Origin of the sequence: Tateyamaria sp. (assembly GCF_039945315.1) — a bacterium.
GTDB lineage: Bacteria > Pseudomonadota > Alphaproteobacteria > Rhodobacterales > Rhodobacteraceae > Tateyamaria.
Window position 1 is genome coordinate 1 of record NZ_JBDUXB010000039.1, and the last position, 21,750, is coordinate 21,750.

24 protein-coding genes are annotated in these 21,750 nt (G+C 56.1%); 11 read left to right on the forward strand and 13 right to left on the reverse strand.

Going from position 1 to position 21,750, the window contains the following annotated elements; all coding sequences use genetic code 11:
• Window positions 1-414 (forward strand): DUF5681 domain-containing protein (locus ABJD00_RS12970; RefSeq protein ID WP_413858791.1); only part of this gene is annotated, 414 nt, incomplete at its 5' end.
• A gap of 165 nt (window positions 415-579) precedes the next feature.
• Here the strand turns inward: ABJD00_RS12970 and ABJD00_RS12975 are convergent.
• On the reverse strand, window positions 580-2,052 hold the full coding sequence (locus tag ABJD00_RS12975) for an SH3 domain-containing protein (RefSeq protein WP_348188764.1): 1,473 nt from the start codon (window positions 2,050-2,052) through the stop codon (window positions 580-582).
• A gap of 561 nt (window positions 2,053-2,613) precedes the next feature.
• Between ABJD00_RS12975 and ABJD00_RS12980 the strand changes: the two genes are divergently transcribed.
• On the forward strand, window positions 2,614-3,222 hold the full coding sequence (locus ABJD00_RS12980; protein ID WP_348188762.1) for a VPLPA-CTERM sorting domain-containing protein: 609 nt from the start codon (window positions 2,614-2,616) through the stop codon (window positions 3,220-3,222).
• Between the two features lie 277 nt (window positions 3,223-3,499).
• On the opposite strand, the gene ABJD00_RS12985 is transcribed toward ABJD00_RS12980, so the two are convergent.
• The 5 genes from ABJD00_RS12985 to ABJD00_RS13005 all read right to left on the reverse strand — a co-directional run bounded on the left by ABJD00_RS12985 (window position 3,500) and on the right by ABJD00_RS13005 (window position 8,881).
• Window positions 3,500-4,042: a recombinase family protein gene (locus tag ABJD00_RS12985; RefSeq protein WP_413835841.1), complete on the reverse strand. Its 543-nt coding sequence runs from the start codon at window positions 4,040-4,042 to the stop codon at window positions 3,500-3,502.
• A 2,012-nt stretch (window positions 4,043-6,054) separates the two neighbouring features.
• Complete coding sequence (rpiB, locus tag ABJD00_RS12990; protein ID WP_413835839.1) at window positions 6,055-6,495, reverse strand: ribose 5-phosphate isomerase B; 441 nt, start codon at window positions 6,493-6,495, stop codon at window positions 6,055-6,057.
• A gap of 385 nt (window positions 6,496-6,880) precedes the next feature.
• A complete protein-coding gene (locus ABJD00_RS12995; RefSeq protein WP_413835837.1) occupies window positions 6,881-7,669 on the reverse strand; it encodes a metal ABC transporter permease in 789 nt (262 codons plus the stop codon).
• The gene (locus tag ABJD00_RS13000) at window positions 7,662-8,405 is read right to left on the reverse strand and encodes an ATP-binding cassette domain-containing protein (protein WP_413835835.1); all 744 of its coding nucleotides are present in this window, start codon (window positions 8,403-8,405) and stop codon (window positions 7,662-7,664) included. Before ABJD00_RS13000 ends, ABJD00_RS12995 begins: the two co-directional genes overlap by 8 nt.
• Window positions 8,396-8,881 carry a transcriptional repressor gene (locus tag ABJD00_RS13005; RefSeq protein WP_413835832.1) on the reverse strand — a complete coding sequence of 162 codons (486 nt, stop codon included), beginning with the start codon at window positions 8,879-8,881 and terminating at the stop codon, window positions 8,396-8,398. Before ABJD00_RS13005 ends, ABJD00_RS13000 begins: the two co-directional genes overlap by 10 nt.
• 92 nt (window positions 8,882-8,973) lie before the next feature.
• Between ABJD00_RS13005 and ABJD00_RS13010 the strand changes: the two genes are divergently transcribed.
• Window positions 8,974-10,113, forward strand: coding sequence for a zinc ABC transporter substrate-binding protein (locus ABJD00_RS13010; protein ID WP_413835829.1), 1,140 nt, complete (start codon window positions 8,974-8,976; stop codon window positions 10,111-10,113).
• Here the strand turns inward: ABJD00_RS13010 and ABJD00_RS13015 are convergent.
• On the reverse strand, window positions 10,110-11,336 hold the full coding sequence (locus tag ABJD00_RS13015; protein ID WP_413835827.1) for an FAD-binding domain-containing protein: 1,227 nt from the start codon (window positions 11,334-11,336) through the stop codon (window positions 10,110-10,112). The genes ABJD00_RS13010 and ABJD00_RS13015 overlap by 4 nt on opposite strands.
• A 132-nt stretch (window positions 11,337-11,468) precedes the next feature.
• Here ABJD00_RS13015 and ABJD00_RS13020 point away from each other — a divergent pair, with 132 nt between their 5' ends.
• From ABJD00_RS13020 to ABJD00_RS13055, 8 genes are all read left to right on the forward strand, one after another.
• The gene (locus ABJD00_RS13020) at window positions 11,469-12,107 is read left to right on the forward strand and encodes an ATP-dependent Clp protease proteolytic subunit (protein ID WP_413835824.1); all 639 of its coding nucleotides are present in this window, start codon (window positions 11,469-11,471) and stop codon (window positions 12,105-12,107) included.
• Between the two features lie 185 nt (window positions 12,108-12,292).
• On the forward strand, window positions 12,293-13,558 hold the full coding sequence (clpX, locus tag ABJD00_RS13025; RefSeq protein WP_108839262.1) for an ATP-dependent Clp protease ATP-binding subunit ClpX: 1,266 nt from the start codon (window positions 12,293-12,295) through the stop codon (window positions 13,556-13,558).
• A 126-nt stretch (window positions 13,559-13,684) separates the two neighbouring features.
• Window positions 13,685-14,029, forward strand: a complete 345-nt coding sequence (locus tag ABJD00_RS13030) for an ArsR/SmtB family transcription factor (RefSeq protein ID WP_413835821.1) — start codon at window positions 13,685-13,687, stop codon at window positions 14,027-14,029.
• Window positions 14,026-14,475, forward strand: a complete 450-nt coding sequence (locus ABJD00_RS13035; RefSeq protein WP_413835819.1) for an SRPBCC domain-containing protein — start codon at window positions 14,026-14,028, stop codon at window positions 14,473-14,475. The genes ABJD00_RS13030 and ABJD00_RS13035 overlap by 4 nt, the downstream gene beginning before the upstream one ends.
• 80 nt (window positions 14,476-14,555) lie before the next feature.
• Window positions 14,556-14,918: a Rid family hydrolase gene (locus ABJD00_RS13040; protein ID WP_413835817.1), complete on the forward strand. Its 363-nt coding sequence runs from the start codon at window positions 14,556-14,558 to the stop codon at window positions 14,916-14,918.
• 68 nt (window positions 14,919-14,986) lie between these two features.
• On the forward strand, window positions 14,987-15,370 hold the full coding sequence (locus ABJD00_RS13045; RefSeq protein WP_413835814.1) for an NADH:ubiquinone oxidoreductase subunit NDUFA12: 384 nt from the start codon (window positions 14,987-14,989) through the stop codon (window positions 15,368-15,370).
• Window positions 15,371-15,383: 13 nt separating this feature from the next.
• Window positions 15,384-15,836, forward strand: coding sequence for an outer membrane lipid asymmetry maintenance protein MlaD (gene mlaD / locus ABJD00_RS13050; protein ID WP_108839239.1), 453 nt, complete (start codon window positions 15,384-15,386; stop codon window positions 15,834-15,836).
• On the forward strand, window positions 15,833-16,192 hold the full coding sequence (locus ABJD00_RS13055; protein WP_413835812.1) for a DUF2155 domain-containing protein: 360 nt from the start codon (window positions 15,833-15,835) through the stop codon (window positions 16,190-16,192). Before mlaD ends, ABJD00_RS13055 begins: the two co-directional genes overlap by 4 nt.
• Here the strand turns inward: ABJD00_RS13055 and aat are convergent.
• The 6 genes from aat to ABJD00_RS13085 all read right to left on the reverse strand — a co-directional run bounded on the left by aat (window position 16,156) and on the right by ABJD00_RS13085 (window position 21,748).
• A complete protein-coding gene (gene aat / locus ABJD00_RS13060; RefSeq protein WP_413835810.1) occupies window positions 16,156-16,797 on the reverse strand; it encodes a leucyl/phenylalanyl-tRNA--protein transferase in 642 nt (213 codons plus the stop codon). The genes ABJD00_RS13055 and aat overlap by 37 nt on opposite strands.
• 94 nt (window positions 16,798-16,891) lie before the next feature.
• Complete coding sequence (gene accC / locus ABJD00_RS13065) at window positions 16,892-18,238, reverse strand: acetyl-CoA carboxylase biotin carboxylase subunit (RefSeq protein WP_413835808.1); 1,347 nt, start codon at window positions 18,236-18,238, stop codon at window positions 16,892-16,894.
• 10 nt (window positions 18,239-18,248) lie between these two features.
• Window positions 18,249-18,740 (reverse strand): acetyl-CoA carboxylase biotin carboxyl carrier protein, encoded by a 492-nt coding sequence (gene accB / locus ABJD00_RS13070; RefSeq protein ID WP_413835805.1) that lies wholly within the window; start codon window positions 18,738-18,740, stop codon window positions 18,249-18,251.
• 215 nt (window positions 18,741-18,955) lie between these two features.
• Window positions 18,956-19,711 carry an ABC transporter ATP-binding protein gene (locus ABJD00_RS13075; RefSeq protein ID WP_413835803.1) on the reverse strand — a complete coding sequence of 252 codons (756 nt, stop codon included), beginning with the start codon at window positions 19,709-19,711 and terminating at the stop codon, window positions 18,956-18,958.
• A gap of 60 nt (window positions 19,712-19,771) precedes the next feature.
• Window positions 19,772-20,536, reverse strand: a complete 765-nt coding sequence (locus tag ABJD00_RS13080; RefSeq protein ID WP_413835800.1) for an ABC transporter ATP-binding protein — start codon at window positions 20,534-20,536, stop codon at window positions 19,772-19,774.
• Window positions 20,537-20,548: 12 nt separating this feature from the next.
• Entirely contained in the window at window positions 20,549-21,748 is a 1,200-nt protein-coding gene (locus tag ABJD00_RS13085) for a branched-chain amino acid ABC transporter permease (RefSeq protein WP_413835797.1), read from the reverse strand.
• Between the last annotated feature and the right edge of the window lie 2 nt (window positions 21,749-21,750).

Consider the following 21,750-nt stretch of genomic DNA (forward strand, 5'->3'; position numbering starts at 1 on the left):
AACAGGAGCCGTGCCGTGTTTAAAAAAGGCCAAAGTGGCAATCCAAGTGGGCGGCCGAAAATGCCAGTAGAAGTCCGCGAGGCCATCCGTTCAAATGGTGAGCTTGCGGTTAATCGCATGACGCAGCTTCTGTCTGATGAAAGCGCTTGGGGACCGTCTGGCTGGATTAAGCCGCGAGAGCAAATACTGTTGGCGACAGCGGCACAAGAACGCGCTTTTGGCAAGGTTCACAGCGTCGCTGTAGGTCATCTCCATGGCGGTTCCATCGACTTAACGGCCAAACAGGCGTCAATATCAGACCGGCTGGCTTCGGTGGCTGATCAATTGCCAGAGCGAAAGGTTCGGCCGTTACCAACTGATACTGAGGTCGTCGAATTGGAAACTCCGGTGCGCAGGAAAATCCGCTGCAGGTGAAAAGCGGCAGTTGAGACCCAAAACGTCTAACCCCCAAGGACCGGTTACTGTGGGAAAGCAGTCATCTGAGCAAAACAGTCGAATGACCGCATCGAGCCCATTCCTATCCTTGATGATATCCGCAGCATTCTACCGAAAAGGTGGCTCAACCGCGTGCCGCGCTGCTCAATAGTCTTCGTCCCATCGAAATTCCGATGCCGGAATTTGCGAGCGTGACCATTCCACCAGATATCCGCTGTTACGTATGACCTCGCGCTCTGGATACTGATCCGTCCACCGCTCGCAATGAATCCAAAAACTACAACCACGCCAAACGGAATTTCTCATGATCGATTTGCCATTTTTGTCGATCGTCGGACGATTGCCGTTTTCGCGACTGTCGGTCAGTATCCCGTGGGAGCATTGGTAATATTCGTGACCCCAAGACAGCTTTTCCACCGACTTCAACCGGATCATAAGCCCCACGCCCGGCTTTTGTTCCCAGCTGCCCTTCCATCTGGTGTCGTGGCGCACCTTCCCGTTGCTGATCATCGTGCCGCGGGCCACTGCGGCGCCATTCGCGTAAAGGGCGGTATCGTTGGAGTTTCCAGGAAATTGCCTCCAAAGCGTCATGCCACGGCCGATAAAATCCATCGAAACTGGATTAACATATTTGACGCTATAGGCGTCGTTCAGAAGCTGGGTTTTCTTCCATTCCATTTCGGGCACGTCCAGTTGCGGAGGGTAGGACCCCAGCTCTTTTGCGTCACAAAAAGTGTCACCGTTTCGGGTTTCGTTCACCACATAAGATTTGCCAAAACCGCTGGTTGGTGCTTGGGGGGCGCTGGAGGTCGTGCCGGTCGATGTGTCGGTAGAGGTTGACGGAACGGTTATCGATTTTGGCGCGGTTTGTTCAGAGGACGGGGATTGCGCGAGCCGCTTGTCATTTTGCAGAGCTTCGATCGCCCGCCGGGAGCCCTTGAGGCCCATCTTCATGTTCTTAAACGCGTTTTCAGCATAGCTTGCCTTGGTCTGGTAGCGAAACGTGATGTCCTTAGCGGATTTTATGTGTTCAAGCATCGAATCTTTGTCTTGGCGGCTGATCGGAATTCGGACTTGGCCGCTGCCGTTGTCATAGGTCGCCATACAGTTGCGCCCATAGCAGTTCCCCGCAGCAAGCTCGGTCACCTTGCCGTTGGAATAGGCAACGCTGGCGCCCATGAAATGGATCATTGGATCAGAGGACACGCGGTAGAGGCCATAATAGTAGCCTCCCGTCTCGAGATCGCGCCCGACAAAAACGCTGGCCGTCAGTTGTCCGTTTCGGTTGAGGTCCCAAGCGGCTTCCCCGTCTTGATAATACCACTCTCCCGGTTCAGCACGGAACGGCTGGCTAGCGTTTGAGGCTGCAGTTTTCATGTATTTTCTGTAGGCCCAGCCTTCGCGTCCGTTTGGTAAGGCGATGTTAGACCAGGTACCGCTCCGCTCCAATTCTTCGACCCGCAGACCATTGTCCATGCGCTGAAGTACTCGATAAGAGGTGCCCGGACCGCTGCGTAAATTCAGCCATCCGTCCTTGGGGTCGTCAATTATGAGTGTGTCCCCCCAAGCGGTGATCGACAGGATCAGATAGGTGAGCAAGGAGGACAATATTCGCATGTTTGTTTTCCTCAGCATCGGACGCTTTGGTCAAAATTGGAGATCATTCCCCTGATTGGCAAGGGATTTGCGCCAAAGGGATGCGAATTAGGCCACATCGCAGCAAGAAATTTGCTACACATGCAAAACGATGGTGCGTCAGCAAAATGCGAAAAAATCAATGGCTGGAAATGTCCGCTCAGCAGTCATTCGCACAAAGCGCAGCGAACGTCTGCTCTGAGCCCGAAGCAGACGTCAGAGCGGGGTGCAGCGAACGACCGCTCAGAGCCCAGAGCGGTCGTCGAAAGACATGGTACTTGCCTGCAATGGTTCTTAGCTGATGGTTGAGTCAGTTCTACCTTGCAACTGCACGCCTCTTTGGGTCGTTCGCCGGTGAACTTCGGCTCTTTTCTTCAGCATTATCCGCGGGAAGGCCTTGGAGGTGGCCCTTGCCGAATAAGCCAAATGTGTTTGCCAGAGCAGTTGGACATAGGCACCACAATCGCTATTTTGCAAGGTGTTGCAAATAGAAGGTGCGTTTGATACCGTTTTATCAACGTTCATAAATGGTAGGAAAGTATTGTGAAATTTGGTTATTTTTTAGGCGCAATGGCGGTTTCAATGTGTGCCGCATTGAGCGCTCATGCAGCAACAGTAGACTCCGCAGCTACAGGTAGCTCCTCTATAGGTGGCTTTGTCATGGATAGCGGGACAATGACGGATGTTGGGTCGCTCCCTGGCGCATGGGTAGACGACGATGCCACGTCTCAATGGGTTTGGGATGGCGACGCCGACTTGGTTGAAACCACATACACCTTTTCGTGGGAATTTGATCTGACGGGGTTTGACGCGACCTCTGCGGTGTTGGACGGTCTATGGGCGACCGACAACTATGGTACCGCGTCTTTGAATGGGAATGAAATTGCTACGCTTCCTTTTGGCACTGGCTCTTTTAGCGGTCTGCATGTAGTAGCTGCTGATGGTGTTCCGCCATTTATGGCAGGATTGAATGAGTTGGTGTTTGAGATAACGAATGGATGGGTCAACGAGCCAAGTAGGGACCCTGGCCCGGGCGGATTTCGCGCGAGTGTGACCGTAAGCGCAACTCCTGTACCTCTTCCAGCAGCAGGGTTTTTATTGATTGCTGGTTTAGCCGGACTTGGTTTCTTCGGACGCCGCAAACCGCTTTAAGAAAACTACATCTTTTAGGAACGGGGCTCGGTTTCGGGCCCCGTTTTTTTGTGATGGGCTACAACAAACACAAACTGTAGAACATATACTCAAAAGGTGCAGAGGCATGGTTCCCGCACAGTAGTTGTTCATCTGATCTTGTGGCGCCGCCCCACAGCGAAAGGCTGCATTGTCCGCACAGCAGACGTTGGTACATGCTGCCGCGAACGGCGGTTTCGTCCGCAACTCGGTCATTCGCCAAATTTCAGCAAACGTCTAGTTTTACTAAAAGCGGTCGTTAAGACCCTAAAATCTTGTAAACAGCACCTCTTGAACACCCGATCTGCCCAGCAATGGCTGATACCTTCATCCCTTGGGCCGCCATCTCTCTGACCTTCTTATGGTCAAGGCGGACAGGACGCCCTTTGTATACGCCTTTTGCTTTTGCTGCCTCGATCCCGGCCCTTTGACGTTCCTTGAGGTGGTTTAGTTCCATCTCTCCGACCATCCCCAGAACTGTCAGGATCATTTTGCCCATTGGTCCAGCGGTGTCGATCTGAGGTTCAAGGACACGTAGCGATGCACCTTTCTGTTCAAGCTCATGGACAAGATTAAGCACGTCACGTGTGGCTCGACCAAGCCTGTCCAGCTTGCAGACGACCAATTGGTCACCTTCGGCAATGAAGTCCATCAAGTTTACCAGCTCGTCCCTTCCTTCTCTGGTTTTCCCCGACATCTTTTCAGTTCGAATGACAGAACAACCTGCATCTTTTAGCAGTTTCTCCTGAACCTCGGTTGATTGAGACAGTGACGACACCCTTGCGTAACCATAGACAGCCATATTCAACGCTCCATTTGTTCACTAAGGATCTTAGAGTATCGAGTCTTCTGCGTCAGTAAAGCAGATATGACCCATAGTGACGCGACAAGCTGTTCACTGCGGAGCGTCATAAAGGGTATACCCAAATGCCACACGAGCATCCAAACCATCGGGGCTTTCCTTGATCAGTAGTTGCCATCTCATTCATCCCAACCCATTTCTTCCGCCAGTGCGGCAGCCTCGCTTCGAAACTCATCGGCTATTGCTGGATCATATTCGTCTAGTTTTAGTGCCACTCGCTCCAAGAACTCGGCATCTGCATAATAGCCCGTGCGTCCGTTTACAGGCTGCTGGAAGAAGACAAGAAAGCCTGCCCCTGATCGGGGAGGGGAGGGTATGCGCCGTGCGGGCGACCCAAACGCTGTGCGCTATTGAACCTTTCCCGTCCGGGGCATGAGCCATAGCAAAATTAAAGGCAGGACCGGAAATGCAGCCTGTGGCGCTGAAAAAAAAGACCGTTCAGAGCCCCCCCGGTCGGCAAATTTGCGGGGGTAGTTGAGCCAGGACACCTTCGCACTGCAAACCTTTTCCCGTCAAAATTTTTTTGGGGGGGTGCGAGAAAGAACCTCCTAAAGTCCTTCGGAGGAGGCCCCTCGCTGACGGATGCCAAGCACACGGCGTCAAGGCAGCTTGTCTGTGATTGGGCTGGCGTGTCTGAGGATGTCCTGCGCCTGTATGTCGCCCGGAGGCTGAGAGACGGCCTGAGCATGACTGGTCTGGATCGTAAGGCCCTCAGAGATCTCGCATCGCCAGACGACCCTGAGAGGGCTTCCTGTGCCTGCTGTGGTGAGCCTCTTGAGGGGCAAGCGACCAAGTTCTGCGGTAAGAAGTGTCGGCAGAAGCAGTGGCTACGGGATAAGGCGGCTGCGAAACGGGCTGCTTGAGCAATGAGAGGTTTGTGGGTGTGTGAAGGCCTAGGTGATATTACTGATCCTTGTGAGTTTGAGGCTAAGAAAGAGTAACAACCCTCACACACAGATAAAATATACGTAGCTTTTCTGATTGTCCCAAGCGAACTTAAGGCTAGGACGAGTATCTTTGGGATAGGTTAGGCGGCTGCGAAACTGTGATTGCAGGGGCGGCCATGGCGCCCAAAAACTCCAACCCATTGATATTGCAATGTCCTCTGGTCGTTTTGACGACTTTGACATGGACTAATAGGAAAGTGGCTATCTTGCACGTGCAAGAATGCCGGAATGGAGAAGTATGATGAAAGTGGCGTTGTTCCATATGGAACAATGCCGGAATGGAGAAGTATGATGAAAGTGGCGGTCTTACATGTGGAAGACCGCCGGAATGGAGAAGCACGCTACTTGTGTCCGAGACTTTTGACGAAAATGACGGTGACGTCGTCAAAATTCTGACAACGTGCGGCATAAATTCCCAAAAATCCTTGGACATCGCGCAAGCATATCTGGTTGCTGCTTCCAGCCTGATCGGCTCCGATCAGACGTCCAGAACTGAAAAAAGCACCCGCGCCTTATGAGGTGGCTGTCGCAAGTCTGATCGGTACTGGTCAGACTTATGGTGACCAAGGTAAGGCTGTTTCCCAACTGATCGGACCTGATCAGTTGGAACGCCCGTCACATCGCGCCAAACTTCTGAACGATGGACCGGGCATCAGTGCTTAATTTTCGGCCCGCAAGTGGGTCACGACGCTCAGATGGGACGACAGGTGGGACCAAGCCCTCAAACCCTATTTTATTCAAAATAATCAATGCTGATTAGCGGACTGAGCCTCCGCCACCATCATATGCGACGTATGATCAAAGCCTTGCTTTGAGGTTAAGGCTTCAATGCCTGTGGTGACGGCTTCTTACTTCGATATTCAATGGCGGAGATGCAAACCGACGGATCGGGTCTGCCTCTTCGCACTGCCAAAGTCATTTCAGAATACGTGCCTTAGAACAGTTATGCGAGCATCAGTGTTTGCCCTTGGCTCAGCCAATTTGCACAATTGGGCCTGTCCACATCTACTGTTCGATCATGTCGACACGCGTGCCGTGACGTCCACCTTCAAACTCGGCCTTCAAAAAAGCATCAACGATATCAATTGCGAGGGCGTCGCCGACAACCCGGGCCCCAATCGACAGCATGTTGGCATTGTTATGCGCGCGGATCATGCGGGCAGAGAAGGCGTCGGCGCATACGCCGCAGCGGATGCCTGAAACCTTATTGGCGGCCATCATGATCCCCTGACCCGTGCCGCACAGGATAATCCCAAACCGACAATCCCCGGATGCCACTTGCAGAGCAGCCGCACGGCCATGCTTGGGGTAGTGCGTGCTCTCGGTCGTGTTCGGTCCGATGTCGACGGCCTCCCAGCCGAGGTCCGTGATATGTTTGGCGATCGCCTGTCGCAGGTCGATGGCGGCGTGATCGCTTGACAGAACAATACGTTTGTTTGTGCTCATGGTGGTGCGCCCCGGTCAGGAGATTTCTGGTGTATTTGGCAGGTAGCAGGGGCTGTCTCAAGAAGCCAGCCGTATCGCCCACGTCGTTTGGAAACTGCGATGAAGGCTACGGAGAAGTCTTTGGCGGCGCACGTCTTTGCAGGTCGAGCGGTATCACGGTGCATCCGCCTTGCGCGGCATTTGGGTTTATCGACAATTGGGAAGAGATGTGGAGGGATGGCGCGCTGTGGATAACTTTTTAACTCAATAATAACAAAATACTGTGGCGCATAGATCATCTAGAGAATTAAGAAGTTTCACCCGCGCGATTTTTGAATTTGAAAGTCGAAAAACGGTTGAAAGAACTGGTTTGGGGCCAACACAAACGGCATTTGACCTCACAGGCTCAAGCGCGCAGGAGTGCAACCAGTGCTGATGCGCAAAAGAAAGCGGCAGCCACGCAGACGATTGTGGGCCCCGTGGGCGTATCGAACTGGAACGACGCACCAAGGCCAGCGATCGCCGCTCCGGATCCGATGGCCGCAGTGATCAGGGCCATTGCTTCGGGTGTGCGCGCCAAGGGACGCGCGGCGGCAGGCGGGATGATCAAAAGCGCCCCGATAAGCAGTGCCCCAACGGCCTTGATTGCCACGGCCACCGTTAATGCCAGCGCGACGGTCAGAACCATTTGTTCGGTGCGAAAGGAGATACCGCTGGCCTGAGCCAGGTCTGGGTTGAGCGTCGCCGTCAGTAAACGCTGCCAACGCCATGCAAGCAGGGCGATCACCACTGCCGCGCCGCCCCAGATCAGGGCCAGATCAAACACGTTGACCGCAAGGATGTCTCCGAAGAGGTATCCCATCAGATCAAGCCGCGCGCCTGACAGGAACGATACTGCCACCAAACCGATAGCAAGTGCGGAGTGGGCCAACACGCCCAGCAGCGTGTCCTCGGCCAGTCCGCGACCAGAGAGGGTTTGTACGAGGATGGCCATTGCGAGTGCTGCGGCCAACACGCCAAGCATGATAGGTCCTTGAAAGGCCAAAGACATCGCAACGCCAAGCAAGGCCGCATGCGCCGTGGCGTCTCCGAAATAAGCCATCCGTCGCCAAACCACGAAACAGCCCAAAGGTGCCGCCGCCAAGGCGGTGCCGATACCTGCGAGGCCCGCTCTCACCAAAAAATCGTCAAGCATGGTCATGTTCTTCGTGGTCATGGTCGTGATGATGGTGGTGATCGTGCTGGTGCCGGTAGATTGCGAACGCGCCGCTGTCTCCGGTACCAAACAGCGCTTGGTATTCGGGCGCGCCTTGCACCACCTCAGGCGTGCCTTCGCAACATACATGCCCGTTCAGGCACAATACTCGGTCCGACGCGGCCATGACCACGTGCAAATCGTGGCTCACCATCAGAACGGCACAGTTGAGATGGCGGCGCACATGCTCGATTTTGCGGTAAAAGTCCGCGGCTCCGGGCTGATCGAGCCCTTGGGTCGCCTCATCAAGGATCAGCAGGTCGGGCGACATCAACAAGGCGCGCGCCAGTAAGACCCGCTGGAATTGCCCACCAGACAGCGTCCGCATCTGCGCCTTCGCCAGATCTGGCACGCCTGCCTCGGTCAAAGCGCGCGCCATCGCATCTTTGCTATGGCGGTTGGGCAGGCACAGAAAGCGACTGACAGTCAGGGGCAAAAGCCCGTCCATGTGCAGGCTTTGAGGGACATAACCAATCCGGATGCCGCGCATCGTTTCAACATTGCCGCTGAGTGGTTTGATTGCGCCGATCAACCCTTTGACTAGAGTGGATTTTCCGGAGCCGTTGGGCCCTACGAGGGTGACGATCTCGCCTTGATCGATGTGCATGTTCACATCGCGCATAACCGTTTTACCGGCCTGTTGCAGGGTCAGTCCTGTGGCTGTGATCAGGCGCATGGTTTCTCTGGCTGACATTTCGGGCAGATGCCGAGAGCCTCTATCACAGTGCGTCGGATTGTGAAGCCTGCGGCGCGCGCGACTTTACCAAGCTGTCCTTCGGTCGCGTCTGCCTCAGCCTCGGCCACAGACTTGCAGCTGGTGCAAATCAAAAAGGCGGGCGCGTGGTCAGCGCCCAGATGAGCGCAGGCGATGAAGGCGTTCAATCCTTCGATTTTGTGCGCGAACCCGGCTGAGGTTAGAAAATCGAGCGCCCGATAGGCGACAGGCGGGGCGGTGCCCAACCCTTCTTTTCCCAGAACAGCAAGCAGATCATACGCCCCGAGCGCGCGATGTTCGGCCAGTAGAATTTCAAGTGACCGGCGTCGGATTGGCGTGAATTTCAGTTTGTTTTCAGCGCAATAAAGTTCCGCATGTGCCAGTGTGGTGCTGACGCATTGGGCGTGGTCGTGACTGTGAAAGCCAAGGGCTGTCATGTGTGCTGTGTCCAATCTGGAATTCGTGGGTTGATATGTTATACCATAACACTTAGCAAGACTGTGAATCAGAACAATAGCAGGGATTGATCATGAAGTATTTGGGTATCGTTATGGGATGTGCAGCGACCGGAGCCGTTGCGGATGTACCGAAAGTGGCGGTTGACATTGCTCCCGTACATTCAATTGTTTCCGCTGTGATGGGGGACCTCGGGACGCCAGATCTGGTCATTCCCGCCGGGGCTTCACCTCACGAACATTCTTTGCGCCCATCCGAGGCGCGTGCGCTGGATCAGGCCGATGTCGTAGTGTGGATGGGCCATTCCCTTACCCCTTGGCTTGAAAGCCCAATCGAAAGTCTTGCGAGCAACGCAGCTGTGGTCGAACTGCTGGAACATCCAAAGACACTCCTTCTGGATGTTCGTGAAGGGGCCACCTTCGGTGCGCACGATCATGGGCATGACGATCACGATGATCATGACGACGAAAAGCATGCTGATGATCATGACGATCATGACGAAGAGCATGATCACGATGACCATGACGACCATGGCGATGAAGAGCACGCTGACGCCGATGATCACGGTGACGACGGGCATGCGGACGCCCATGACCATGATGACCACGACGAACACGGCGAAGAAAAACATGCCGATGCCCATGATGATGCGCATGATGACGAAGATCACGCAGACGCGCACGATCACGACGCACATGAAGGCGCAGACCCGCACGCTTGGTTGGATCCGAATAACGCGATCATCTGGGCTGGCGCAATCGCTCAACTGCTAGGTGAGAAAGACCCCGAAAACGCTAAAACTTATGCTGCAAACGCGCAGGTCTTTCAGGCCGACATCGAAGCGCTGAAAGGCGAAGTCACAGCAACGCTCGACCCCATCAAGGGCCGTTCCTTTGTCGTCTTCCACGATGCGTATCACTATTTTGAAGATCGCTTCGGAATTGAGGCGGCAGGGGCTGTGTCTGCCAGCGATGCCGTGTCACCAAGTGCAGGGCGGGTTGCTGAGTTGCGCGAAACAATTGCTGAACTCGAGGCTGTCTGTGCGTTGACAGAACCCCAGTACAACCCCGGCATCGTTGATGCGATTGGGACCACGGAACTGGGTGAGATTGACCCGCTGGGCGTCGGTCTTGATCTTGGTGCGGGCCTTTATCGCGACTTGCTGAGCAATATGGCGTCGTCTTTGTCTGACTGCCTGACGCCCCCGGCCTAAGCGATCGACAGGCCGCGCATTTGCCCTATCAGCCCGGGAATTTTTTCCTTGAAACGGAAAAAACCGTGGGTCGCGTGGGGCCATGCGCGGTCATCGTAGCTCCGACGGATCATGCGCACCGGTGGCATGCCCGGCGTTCGGGCCAAAGCACCTAACATTTCGGCCACCGGACCGACGGGCGCATATGGTGTCACGATCTGATCCAGTTCTGCATATTGGGCCCATGAAGCCAACTCTGTAACCGTGCTTTCTGGCCACGTCACGTTCCCCAACCGCTTTCCAAATCGACCCTCTGTTTCCTGTAAGGCGCGCAAGGCAAAGTCGCTGACATGTGGCGCCAGTGTAAGTGGGGAAAGACCATCGCGCCCCACGATGCAGGCCGTCGCCACCGGTGAAATCCCCGCGTCCAGAACAAAGCCGGGGCTCATGTCTTCGTCGTGTAGGATCAGGCCGGTACGCGCTGACGGAATTGGAAGCCCTGCTGTGGGCAGGGGGCTAAGCGGTGGGTTTGGCGGACCAGTTCGTGCCGCAGCTTCGCCAGCGAGTTGCCATTTGGGTGCAAATCGTCCCTCGGTATATTTTGAGATGTTGGAAGTGCGGGCCAGATAGGTTTTGCCCGGCGTCTGAATGCCCGCAACCCAGCGCCAGCCCAACGTGTTGCTAGCCGGATCACCATCCAGCAGATGGCGCAAAAAGAAATCCGCGCCCAATTCCCATGGTAATCGCAGAGTGAAAATCCAGATCGAGGCGAACCACATCCGTGCATGGTTGTGCAAATATCCCGTTTCGACCAATTCCCTTGCCCACGCGTTGAAGCAGTCGATGTCGGTTTCACCCAGACAGGCCGCCTCCCATCGGTCTCGCAACCCCGATTGGGTTTGCACTTCATCAAGGCATCGTTTTACCGCCCCCTGATATTGCGCCCAGACAGAGGGGCGCATCTCAAGCCAGCCTTTCCAATAGGTGCGCCAGAACACCTCTTGCACGAATTTTTCAGCAGCGGAGGCGCTGTGCCGGGACAAAGTGGCTGTTAACACTTCTTCCTCGGTTATCAGACGTGCGCGAATATACGGCGACAGTGTCGAAACGCCGTCATGTCCGTCTCGACCCAAATCGTAGTTGCGCCGCGAGGCATAGTCGCGTCCGGCTTTGGGGACAAAGGCTCGCAACCGTTCAAGAGCTGCAGTGCGATTGGGTGGAAAACGGGTGATGGCGTCGTTCATTTCGGTACAGCTAGCAGGGACGAAACGCACTTCAAGGCATGGGGTGCCCTTGCAGCCCCTGAGTGGCGATACTAAGACTCAGGTAAGATGTTTGCGGGTATGGTCTCGCGACACTTTGACGAGGCAGAATCCATGCGCGATCCCATCGACCAATACGCCCATATCAATAACAATCTTGTGCCCATGGTTGTCGAACAGACCAGCCGGGGCGAGCGGGCCTATGACATTTTCTCCCGCCTGCTCAAAGAGCGGATCATTTTCATCAATGGCCCGATCCACTCAGGCATGAGTCACCTTGTGGTGGCTCAGCTGTTGCACCTTGAGGCGGAGAACCCGTCCAAGGAAATCAGCATGTATGTGAACTCGCCGGGTGGCGAGGTGACGGCAGGATTTTCGATCTACGACACGATGCAATACATCAAACCCAAAGTGTCCACGCTGATTTGCGGCATGGCGGCTTCGATGGGGTCGGTTATTGCGATTGGGGGCGAGCCTGGGATGCGCTTTTCACTGCCAAACTCCGAAGTTATGGTGCACCAGCCCTCCGGTGGCTCACAAGGTATGGCCAGTGACATCTTGATCTCGGCCCGCCACATCGAGCGCACGCGCGAGCGGTTTTATCAACTTTACGTCAACCACACCGGCCAGGACTATGAAACGGTGCAAAAGGCGCTGGATCGCGACACCTGGATGACGCCTGAAGAAGCCAAAGAGTGGGGCCACTTGGACGAAATCGTCGAAAATCGCACCAAAGACGACGAAGAAAGCTAACACCTGTGCCCGGCTGTTGATCATGCTTTGGGCGGGCGCGACATTTTGGTGCTGCACAGGTGCCGCACTACCGAAAAAGGCGATTGTGGACCTCGCGGGGCTGGCCTAAGCTGGCAACCGCGGGGCACGATCTGGGCGGTAAGTCCGGTGATAAAGACGACGGCGACTGCCGGGAAGGACGCGAAATGGCCACGAATTCAAGCGGCGACAGCAAGAACACGCTTTACTGCAGCTTTTGCGGCAAGAGCCAGCACGAGGTGCGCAAGCTGATTGCGGGCCCCACGGTGTTCATCTGCGACGAGTGCGTTGAACTGTGCATGGACATCATTCGCGAAGAAACAAAGGCGTCCGGCCTCAAGTCGACAGACGGTGTGCCCACCCCGCGCGACATTTGCGGTGTGCTGGATGACTATGTGATCGGGCAGGCAACCGCCAAACGCGTTTTGTCCGTCGCTGTGCACAACCATTACAAACGCCTCAACCACGCCCAAAAGGGCGGGGATATCGAACTGGCGAAATCCAACATTCTGCTGATCGGTCCCACTGGCTGCGGCAAGACGCTTCTGGCACAGACGCTGGCCCGCATTCTGGACGTGCCATTCACAATGGCGGATGCGACGACGCTCACCGAAGCTGGCTATGTTGGGGAAGACGTCGAAAACATCATTCTGAAGCTGCTGCAATCGTCCGAGTATAACGTCGAGCGTGCACAACGCGGCATCGTCTATATCGACGAAGTCGACAAGATCACCCGCAAATCTGAAAACCCATCCATCACCCGTGATGTGTCGGGCGAGGGCGTACAGCAAGCTTTGCTGAAGCTGATGGAAGGCACAGTCGCTTCTGTCCCACCGCAGGGTGGGCGCAAGCATCCGCAGCAGGAATTCCTGCAGGTGGACACGACGAACATCCTGTTTATCTGCGGCGGTGCGTTTGCCGGTCTCGACAAGATTATCGCGCAACGCGGCAAAGGCTCGGCGATGGGCTTTGGCGCGGACGTGCGCGACAACGATGCACGCGGTGTCGGTGAAATCTTTACCGAGCTTGAGCCAGAAGATCTGCTGAAGTTTGGATTGATCCCAGAATTTGTGGGCCGCTTGCCGGTTTTGGCCACCCTTGAGGATCTGGACGAGGACGCTTTGGTCACAATCCTGACCGAGCCCAAAAATGCGTTGGTCAAACAGTACCAACGCCTGTTTGAGCTTGAGGACACGCAACTGACATTCACGGAGGACGCTCTGTCTGCCATCGCCAAACGCGCCATCGAGCGCAAGACCGGCGCGCGTGGATTGCGCTCTATCCTCGAGGATATCCTGCTGGATACAATGTTCGACCTTCCGGGGATGGATTCGGTGTCGGAAGTGGTGGTGAATGAAGAGGCTGTGACCTCAGACGCGGCCCCGTTGATGATCCATGGCGACGCAGAGAAGGAGCCTGCGACAGCAGGCTGAACTTAGCCCATTGAATTGATGAGGAATCGCGGGCTTCGGCCTGCTTTTCTTTTGCCAAGTGGAAAAACTTAGCCTTATGGGTAAGTTTTTTATTGCCCGAGCGACGCTTGTACATTAGTTAGCCATATGGCTAATCAAGCTCAAGATGACTTGTCCCCCTTGTTTGCTGCTCTTGCAGACCCAACGCGGCGTGCAGTGATCAAAGCTCTCAGCTCCGGGCCGCGCCCGGTGTCGCATCTGGCCGAAGCCCATGACATGGCGCTGCCAAGTTTTCTCAAGCACATCGACAAACTGGAACGGGCAGGGGTCATTGCGACGCAAAAATCGGGCCGGGTGCGGACCTGCCATTTGCACGCAGACGCCCTCGCACCTGCGCAAGACTGGCTCGCCCAAGAGGCGAAACAGTGGGGCGATGCGCTGGATCGGCTTTCGGCGCACTTGGACGCCGTGAAACAGGAGAAAAAGATATGACAACACAGCTTGGTACCCTCGAATTCACCCGGACCCTTGGCGCTGATCCCGTAAGGGTGTTTGCAGCGCTGACCAATCAAGCAGACCGGATGGCGTGGGGCCCACCGGATGTCGACAGCGTTGTTCTGATCGAGGATCAGCCGGAGGCCGCACCGGGCGTGCGAGAAACATCCCGTGTCGGCCCGCGTGACAACCCATATGTTGACGTGGCCACCGACTGGATCGTTATAGAAGCGCCTGCGCGCCTGATTTATGCAGAAACACTGTCAGCAGAGGGCGAAACGCTGGGTTGTAGCCTTGCAACATTTGAGTTGTCGCCAGAAGGCGCAGGCACTGCCATGCAAGCCCGTATTCAGATCGTCAACTTTGTCGGGGCCGAGATGATGGGCGAATTTGAAGGCGGTTGGACACATGCCTTGGACAATTTATCAAAGCATTTTCGATGATCCCGGCCGAGGGTTGTTGACCTTTTCCATGCACTTGTGCCCGATGCGCGTATGACCCTGTGCAGCAAGGAAACGCGCCCATGTCCATCACACGCATCCACTCCAGCGGAGAGTTCGAACCCAAGATCGGTTATTGCCGTGCGGTTGTTGCTAACGGCTGGGTACATGTGGCCGGAACTGTCGGGCATGGGACGACCGTACTCGAACAATGCGCCTCGGCCTTGGAAATTATTGGCAAGGCGCTAAACGAGGCAGGCACTGATTTTGCACATGTCGTCCGTGTTACTTACATGCTGCCGGATCGCAGTGAGTTCCCACCTTGTTGGCCCATGCTGCGAGCCGCCTTTGGCGATAACCCGCCTGCGACCACGATGATAGAATGTGGGCTGGTCACCCCTGAAGACCGGATCGAGATCGAAGTGACTGCGGTTCTGCCCACCTGAGGCCGCGTGTCCTCTGGACGACAGCGCGGCAATGCGGCATAGACGTTGGCAAGCATTGGAGGCAGACAATGGGCATTATGAACACATTATTGCGGGCGGTGACATGGTGGGACGGCCAGACGCTGAACACGCAGTTGTTCACGTGGCGCAAGGGCATCAAGGTCGGCGACGACGCGCAAGGCAACATCTTTTACAAGAACGCAGATGACAGCAAACGTTGGGTAATCTTCAACGGTGAGGCCGAGGCAAGCCGTGTGGATCCCGAATGGCATGGCTGGCTGCATCGGACATGGGACGAGCCTCCCACTGACAAGCCGCTGAAACACAAGGATTGGGAAAAACCACATCAACCCAACCTGACCGGCACGGCAATGGCATATGCACCAGCGGGATCTATCCGGCACGCACAACCAGCGGACCGGGCCGATTACGAAGCCTGGTCGCCCGAGTAAGTCAGGCCAACCGATGGCAGAAAACACCACCGAGGTCTTGGTTGGCGGCGCCGTTCTTGCGGCAGCCATTGCGTTTGCAGTGTACGGCGCGCAAGTTGCCGGCCTAGGCAACACAGGCAGCGAAACATACCCTCTAACCGCCAGTTTTCGCAGCCTCGAGGGCGTGAATGTCGGCACCGATGTGCGCCTTGCAGGCGTCAAGATCGGCACTGTTACGGATGTTGACCTGAACCCTGACACCTATCGCGCAGATACTGTCGTGACTCTGCGCAGTGCAACGCAAGTACCTGACGACAGTGCCATTGTCATCAGTTCCGAAGGCTTGCTCGGGGGTAATTTCGTTGAGATCGTGCCTGGTGGTTCTCCGTTCTACTTCGCGCCCGGCGATGAGATCACGGACACCCAAGGGGCGGTCAGTTTGATTTCGCTGCTGCTCAAGTTCGTATCGGGCGGGGACAGCCCATGATCAGGGCTGCGTTGGCGGTCACAATGTTGCTTGCCAGTCCGCTCGCTGCGCAGGAACAGACGCAGATTGCATCCGGGGCCATTTTACGCGGTCTGGACAAGTTGAATGGCAAAGTTGTCGACATCGAACTGCCAGCCGGACGAACAGTTCAGTTTGATCGCCTCACGATCACACTCACCGAATGCCGATACCCTGCTGGCAACCCTGCCGGTAACGCGTATGCGGGTCTGCAAATCACCGAAACAGGGCGCGAGGGTGTTGTCTTTTCAGGCTGGATGATTGCGTCCTCCCCAGCTCTCAACGCGATGGAACACGCGCGTTACGATGTCTGGGTCCTGCGCTGTACAACCTCCTGAAGAGAGGCGGGTGGTACGGCTCCAAATGTCCCATCTAAGTCTAGCGCTTCGGCAAGGCGGGTCCGGTACTCTGCGCGGGAAATCTCCACAGCGCCCAGACTAGACAAGTGTGGGTTCAAAAACTGCGTGTCAAACAGGGTGAAACCGGTCTGGGTCAGATGGTCGACAGCCGCCGCGAGTGCCATTTTTGAGGCGTTCGTCGCTCGAGAAAACATGCTTTCTCCGAAAAACGCTGCGCCTAATGTCACCCCGTAAACACCGCCGACCAATTGTGCCCCATCCCAAATTTCCACGGAATGCGCATGACCTTTTCTGTGTAAATCACTGTAAAGGAGGTATATTTCTTTATTGATCCACGTATCGGGCCGGTCGGCGCATCCATCTACCACTCCGGTAAAGTCGGTGTTCAGACGAACCGTCCAGTCACTGCGCCGCATCGCCCGTGCCAAGGATCGAGAAATGTGCAGACCACCCAGCGGCAACACCCCTCGCAGCCGGGGGTCGACCCAAAATATGTCCGGATCATCGCGCGACTCAGCCATCGGAAAAATGCCAGATGCATAGCCATGCAACAACAGTTCAGCCGTCAACGCGCTGTCTGCCATAGGACCTCATATCCATTTGGGGTTCGCCAATGGCCACGATGATAGTGGCCAAAGGCTGTAGAGCCAACCCAATCTAAAGCGTGCTTTTGCCGCCTCAGGCCATGTGGGTTTCAAGCCAGTGTTCAAGCCAGTGGATGTTGTAATTGCCGGTGTGAATGTCTTGTTCTGCCAGCAATTCGTTGAACAGGGGGACGGTCGTGTCCACACCATCGATGATCAGCTCACCCAAGGCGCGGTGCAACCGGGCCAGTGCCTCGGGTCTGTCGCGTCCGTGCACAATCAGCTTGCCGATCAGACTGTCGTAGTAGGGTGGGATCGAATAGCCGTCATAGAGGGCCGAATCCATGCGCACGCCAAGGCCGCCGGGCGCGTGGTATTGCGTAATCCGACCCGGCGAAGGTGAGAAATTCGGCAGCTTTTCTGCGTTCAGGCGGACTTCGATCGAGTGACCGTTGATCTCAAGGTCTTCTTGCTGGAACGTCATTTCCATGCCGGAGGCCACGCGGATTTGTTCGCGCACCAGATCGACGCCGAAAATGGCCTCTGTCACGGGGTGTTCCACCTGTAGGCGCGTGTTCATCTCGATGAAAAAGAACTCACCCTTTTCGTAGAGAAACTCGATTGTGCCCGCGCCGATGTAGTTGATCTTGGCAACCGCATCCGCACAGACTTTGCCGATTTTGGCGCGTTCTTCGGCGGAAATCGCAGGGCCGGGGGCCTCTTCGAATACTTTTTGGTGGCGGCGCTGCAGCGAACAGTCTCGCTCGCCCAGATGCACAGCGCGTCCCTTACCGTCGCCAAAGACCTGAATTTCGATGTGGCGCGGAGTGGTGAGATACTTTTCGATGTAGACTTCGTCATTGCCAAAGGCAGCCTTGCCTTCAGCCCGTGCGGTCATGAACGCGCTTTCCATGTCGGCCGCCGTCTGAGCGACCTTCATGCCGCGACCGCCACCGCCTGCTGTGGCTTTGATGATAACGGGATACCCCATCTCTTCACCAAGTTTTTGGGCGTCTTCCAATGTATCCACGCCGCCGTCGGATCCGGGCACACAAGGAACGCCAAGGGCCTTCATCGTATCCTTGGCCGTGATCTTGTCACCCATCACGCGGATATGTTCCGCTGTGGGACCAATAAAGGTCAGGTCGTGATCTTCGACGATCTGAACAAACTGGGCGTTTTCGGACAGGAAACCATAGCCGGGATGGATTGCCTCGGCGCCGGTGATTTCGCAGGCCGAGATGATGGCCGGAAAGGACAGGTAAGATTGCGCGGATGACGGAGGGCCGATGCAAACGGATTCGTCGGCCATACGGACATGCATGGCATCTGCGTCTGCGGTGGAGTGAACGGCCACGCTTGCAATGCCCATTTCACGTGCTGCCCGGATAACGCGCAGCGCGATTTCGCCCCGGTTGGCAATCAGGATTTTGTTGAACATGCGCGCCCCCTTATTCGAGGATGACGAGAGGTTCGCCAAATTCGACCGCTGCCCCATCGTCCACAAGGATGCGTTTGACGGTGCCTGCACGCGGGGCAGGGATGTGGTTCATGGTCTTCATCGCCTCGACGATCAGCAATGTATCGCCTTCGGCCACTTTCTGGCCAACCGAGATGAAGGCGGGTGCCCCGGGCTCGGCTTGCATATAGACAGTGCCGACCATCGGAGACGGCACGGCGCCGGGGTCATCCGCGGGATCAGCCGCGGGTGCCGCTGCCGCGGGAGCCGGGCTTGCCGGCGCGCTGGCGGCTGGGGCGGGTGCTGCGGCGGGCAGGGCCTGAACAGCGACCTGCTGTCCAGTGTGGCGCGAGACGCGCACGTTCAGGCTGTCATCTTCGCCGTATTCGCGTTTCACCTGAACTTCGGTCAGATCGTTTTCACGCAGCAGTTCTGCCAGAGCCTGGATAAAGGCGACGTCGGCGTCCTGATTTTTTTTGCTCATTTTTGTCCTCAAGCCTTTGGCATCGGCAAGGAGCCCCCATGCCATACAGTGGTGCGTGTATAGCGGGCGATTGTGGCGGTGAAAAGCGCCCTTGATGACCTCGGGTTATTCTCAGTGCAGCAAGGGTGCGTTGGTAGGGGCGGCCGGGCTCAAAAATGCAAACACGGAGCCAACGGCCCCGTGCTGGTAGATTCTTTCCTGAAGCAGACCTGAGATCAGATTGCGAGGTATTCCGCGCGCAACTCTTCGTTTTCCAGCACCTCGGCGGCAGTTCCATCAAAGACGATGCCGCCGGTGTCAAGAATGACGGCTCGATCTGCCAGCTGCAGCGCGCGAACCGCGTTTTGTTCCACAAGGATTGTCGTGATCCCCTGTTCTTTAATGATGCCGAGCGTTTTTTCGATCTCGTCGACGATCACAGGCGCAAGGCCTTCGTAGGGTTCATCCAGAAGCAGCACCTTGATGTCGCGGGCCAGTGCCCGTGCGATTGCGAGCATTTGTTGTTCGCCCCCGGAAAGGGTGGTGCCCTCTTGCGTGCGGCGTTCGCCAAGACGCGGGAACAGCCCATAAAGCCGCTCGATCGACCAGCCAATTGGGGGAGCGATCTGTGCGAGTTTAAGGTTCTCCTCGACTGTGAGGCCGGGAATGATGCGGCGATCTTCGGGTACGAGACCTAATCCGGCCTGTGACGCCTCATGACTGGACATCTTGTGCAGCGGTTGGTGGTCCAGCCAGATCTCGCCATGGGTCACTTGTGGGTCGCCAATGCGCGCGATTGAGCGCAGAGCAGACGTTTTTCCTGCTCCGTTGCGTCCGAGCAGGGCAAGGATTTCGCCTTCGTGCACATTAAAGCTGATGCCCTGTACGATGTAGCTTTCGCCGTAATAGGCATGCATGTCCCAAACGGACAGAAAGGCCGGAGCGGTCTGGGCGTGGCTGACGCCTTTTGTGAAGTCTGGTTTGACGTTCATGTCGTTGTCCTCGCTTTTGGGCGGGGTAGGGCGGAGGATGCCTCCGACCTACGATTTCGATTAGGCAGCTTCTTGCGTTTCGCCAAGGTAAGCTTCGCGGACTTTGGGATGGCCCTTGATTTTGTCCGGCGTGTCTTCGACCAGAGGCGTGCCTTGAGCCAGCACCGTGATCCGCTCGGCGAGGGAAAACACCACATGCATATCGTGCTCAATAATTGCGATGGTGATGTCGCGCTCATCCTTGATCTGCTTCAAGAGATCGATGGTGTTGTTCGTGTCGGCCCGCGCCATGCCAGCGGTCGGTTCGTCAAGCAGCAGCAGGCGTGGCTCTTGCGCCAAACACATGCCGATTTCCAGACGCCGCTTGTTGCCGCGGGACATTGTGGCCGCGTTGTCGCTGCGCGCATCGGCCATACCCATTTCTTCCAGCATGTGCTCGGCCCGCTCTACGATCTCGCGGTCCTTGTACATGTCGATAAACGCGTTCGGCGTGAAGGATCCGTCACGTTTGGCGAAACAGGGGATCAGCATGTTTTCCAGTACGCTCAGGTCACCAAAGATTTCTGGCGTCTGGAACACACGGGAAATACCCATCTGGTTGATCTCGTAGGGCTTGCGTCCCAGAACCGACTTGCCGTCGAACATGACCGAGCCTGTGTCTGGTATCAGCTTGCCCACGAGGCAGTTCAGCAGCGTGGACTTGCCCGCTCCGTTGGGGCCGATGATCGCGTGGCAGGAGTTTTCTGCCACACTCAGGTTTACGTCTCCAAGCGCTTGCAGACCGCCAAACCGTTTGCCCACGTTTTTGATGTCGAGAATACCCATGTGAGAGGCTCCTTATTCCGCAGGTGTGGTTTTGCCGTCCGGGGTGTCCGAACTTGGCTTTTTGCGCTTGAACAGGCGTGCGATCCGCTGTCCGCCCTCGACCAACCCGCCAGGCAGGAAGATTACGACCAGCATGAAAATCAGGCCCAGTGTCAGGTGCCAGCCCTTGCCGATGAAGGGATAGATCAGCGTGACGACGAAGTCCTCAAGCCCATCTGGCAGAAAGGCGAACCATTCATGCAGGATGGTCGAGTTGATCTTGGACATGATGTTTTCCATGTACTTGATCATACCCGCGCCCAGGACCGGTCCGATCAGTGTGCCCGCGCCGCCAAGGATGGTCATCAGAACCACCTCGCCGCTGGCTGTCCAGAACATGCGCTCGGCGCCGACCTGGGTGTCCATCGCAACCATCAGACCACCGGCAAGCCCTGCATACATGCCTGACACCACAAAGGCGGCGAGGGTGTATGGACGTGCATTGAGGCCGGTGTAGTTCAGGCGTTGCTGGTTTGATTTGATCGCGCGCAACATCATCCCGAAAGGCGAGTTGAAGATGCGGATCGCCAGATAAAAGCTTGCCAGCATTGCAATCGCCGCCACGTAGTAGCCCACGTTAAAGGTGAACAGCCATGATCCCACGGACCATTCAAAGCTGGAGCCCATTTCGAGCCCGAACAGGTTGGCCTTGGGCGATGCACCGTCAGCCAGTGCGCCGTCCAGAATGCGCGGATCCTGCAATTTGGGCTGCAGACCCGTTTCACCGCCCGTGATGGGTGTCAGTACCGAATAGGCAAGAGCATAAGACATTTGCGCAAATGCGAGCGTAAGGATCGAGAAATAGATGCCCGAACGGCGCAGACTGATCCATCCGACCAGGAGGGCAAACAGTCCCGCGACTACGACTGACACAGCTATCGCCGGAATGATGTTCATCGTCAGTAGCTTCATCATCCACATCGCGGCGTAAGAACCGACACCGAGGAAAGCGGCGTGTCCGAAGGACAGATAGCCGGTCAGGCCGAACAGAATGTTGAAACCGATGGCAAAGATACCGAAGATTACGAACCGTTGCATCAGGTCAGGGTAGCCCGCGTTGAACTGCGCCATACCCGAGCCTTCAGGGAAGGGGTTGAGGATGAAAGGGGCCAGTAACGTAAGTACGAAGACCAGCAACAGGAGGTTTGTGTGTTTTTTGTCTAGTCCGAGCATGG

What these genes read in the sequence shown, in the direction of transcription:
- ABJD00_RS12975 (WP_348188764.1), bottom strand. Translation starts at nt 2,052, where the DNA reads ATGCGAATATTGTCCTCCTTGCTCACCTATCTGATCCTGTCGATCACC.
- ABJD00_RS12985 (WP_413835841.1), bottom strand. Translation starts at nt 4,042, where the DNA reads ATGGCTGTCTATGGTTACGCAAGGGTGTCGTCACTGTCTCAATCAACC.
- rpiB (WP_413835839.1), bottom strand. Translation starts at nt 6,495, where the DNA reads ATGAGCACAAACAAACGTATTGTTCTGTCAAGCGATCACGCCGCCATC.
- ABJD00_RS12995 (WP_413835837.1), bottom strand. Translation starts at nt 7,669, where the DNA reads ATGCTTGACGATTTTTTGGTGAGAGCGGGCCTCGCAGGTATCGGCACC.
- ABJD00_RS13000 (WP_413835835.1), bottom strand. Translation starts at nt 8,405, where the DNA reads ATGCGCCTGATCACAGCCACAGGACTGACCCTGCAACAGGCCGGTAAA.
- ABJD00_RS13005 (WP_413835832.1), bottom strand. Translation starts at nt 8,881, where the DNA reads ATGACAGCCCTTGGCTTTCACAGTCACGACCACGCCCAATGCGTCAGC.
- ABJD00_RS13010 (WP_413835829.1), top strand. Translation starts at nt 8,974, where the DNA reads ATGAAGTATTTGGGTATCGTTATGGGATGTGCAGCGACCGGAGCCGTT.
- ABJD00_RS13015 (WP_413835827.1), bottom strand. Translation starts at nt 11,336, where the DNA reads ATGAACGACGCCATCACCCGTTTTCCACCCAATCGCACTGCAGCTCTT.
- ABJD00_RS13020 (WP_413835824.1), top strand. Translation starts at nt 11,469, where the DNA reads ATGCGCGATCCCATCGACCAATACGCCCATATCAATAACAATCTTGTG.
- clpX (WP_108839262.1), top strand. Translation starts at nt 12,293, where the DNA reads ATGGCCACGAATTCAAGCGGCGACAGCAAGAACACGCTTTACTGCAGC.
- ABJD00_RS13030 (WP_413835821.1), top strand. Translation starts at nt 13,685, where the DNA reads ATGGCTAATCAAGCTCAAGATGACTTGTCCCCCTTGTTTGCTGCTCTT.
- ABJD00_RS13035 (WP_413835819.1), top strand. Translation starts at nt 14,026, where the DNA reads ATGACAACACAGCTTGGTACCCTCGAATTCACCCGGACCCTTGGCGCT.
- ABJD00_RS13040 (WP_413835817.1), top strand. Translation starts at nt 14,556, where the DNA reads ATGTCCATCACACGCATCCACTCCAGCGGAGAGTTCGAACCCAAGATC.
- ABJD00_RS13045 (WP_413835814.1), top strand. Translation starts at nt 14,987, where the DNA reads ATGGGCATTATGAACACATTATTGCGGGCGGTGACATGGTGGGACGGC.
- mlaD (WP_108839239.1), top strand. Translation starts at nt 15,384, where the DNA reads ATGGCAGAAAACACCACCGAGGTCTTGGTTGGCGGCGCCGTTCTTGCG.
- ABJD00_RS13055 (WP_413835812.1), top strand. Translation starts at nt 15,833, where the DNA reads ATGATCAGGGCTGCGTTGGCGGTCACAATGTTGCTTGCCAGTCCGCTC.
- aat (WP_413835810.1), bottom strand. Translation starts at nt 16,797, where the DNA reads ATGGCAGACAGCGCGTTGACGGCTGAACTGTTGTTGCATGGCTATGCA.
- accC (WP_413835808.1), bottom strand. Translation starts at nt 18,238, where the DNA reads ATGTTCAACAAAATCCTGATTGCCAACCGGGGCGAAATCGCGCTGCGC.
- accB (WP_413835805.1), bottom strand. Translation starts at nt 18,740, where the DNA reads ATGAGCAAAAAAAATCAGGACGCCGACGTCGCCTTTATCCAGGCTCTG.
- ABJD00_RS13075 (WP_413835803.1), bottom strand. Translation starts at nt 19,711, where the DNA reads ATGAACGTCAAACCAGACTTCACAAAAGGCGTCAGCCACGCCCAGACC.
- ABJD00_RS13080 (WP_413835800.1), bottom strand. Translation starts at nt 20,536, where the DNA reads ATGGGTATTCTCGACATCAAAAACGTGGGCAAACGGTTTGGCGGTCTG.
- ABJD00_RS13085 (WP_413835797.1), bottom strand. Translation starts at nt 21,748, where the DNA reads ATGCTCGGACTAGACAAAAAACACACAAACCTCCTGTTGCTGGTCTTC.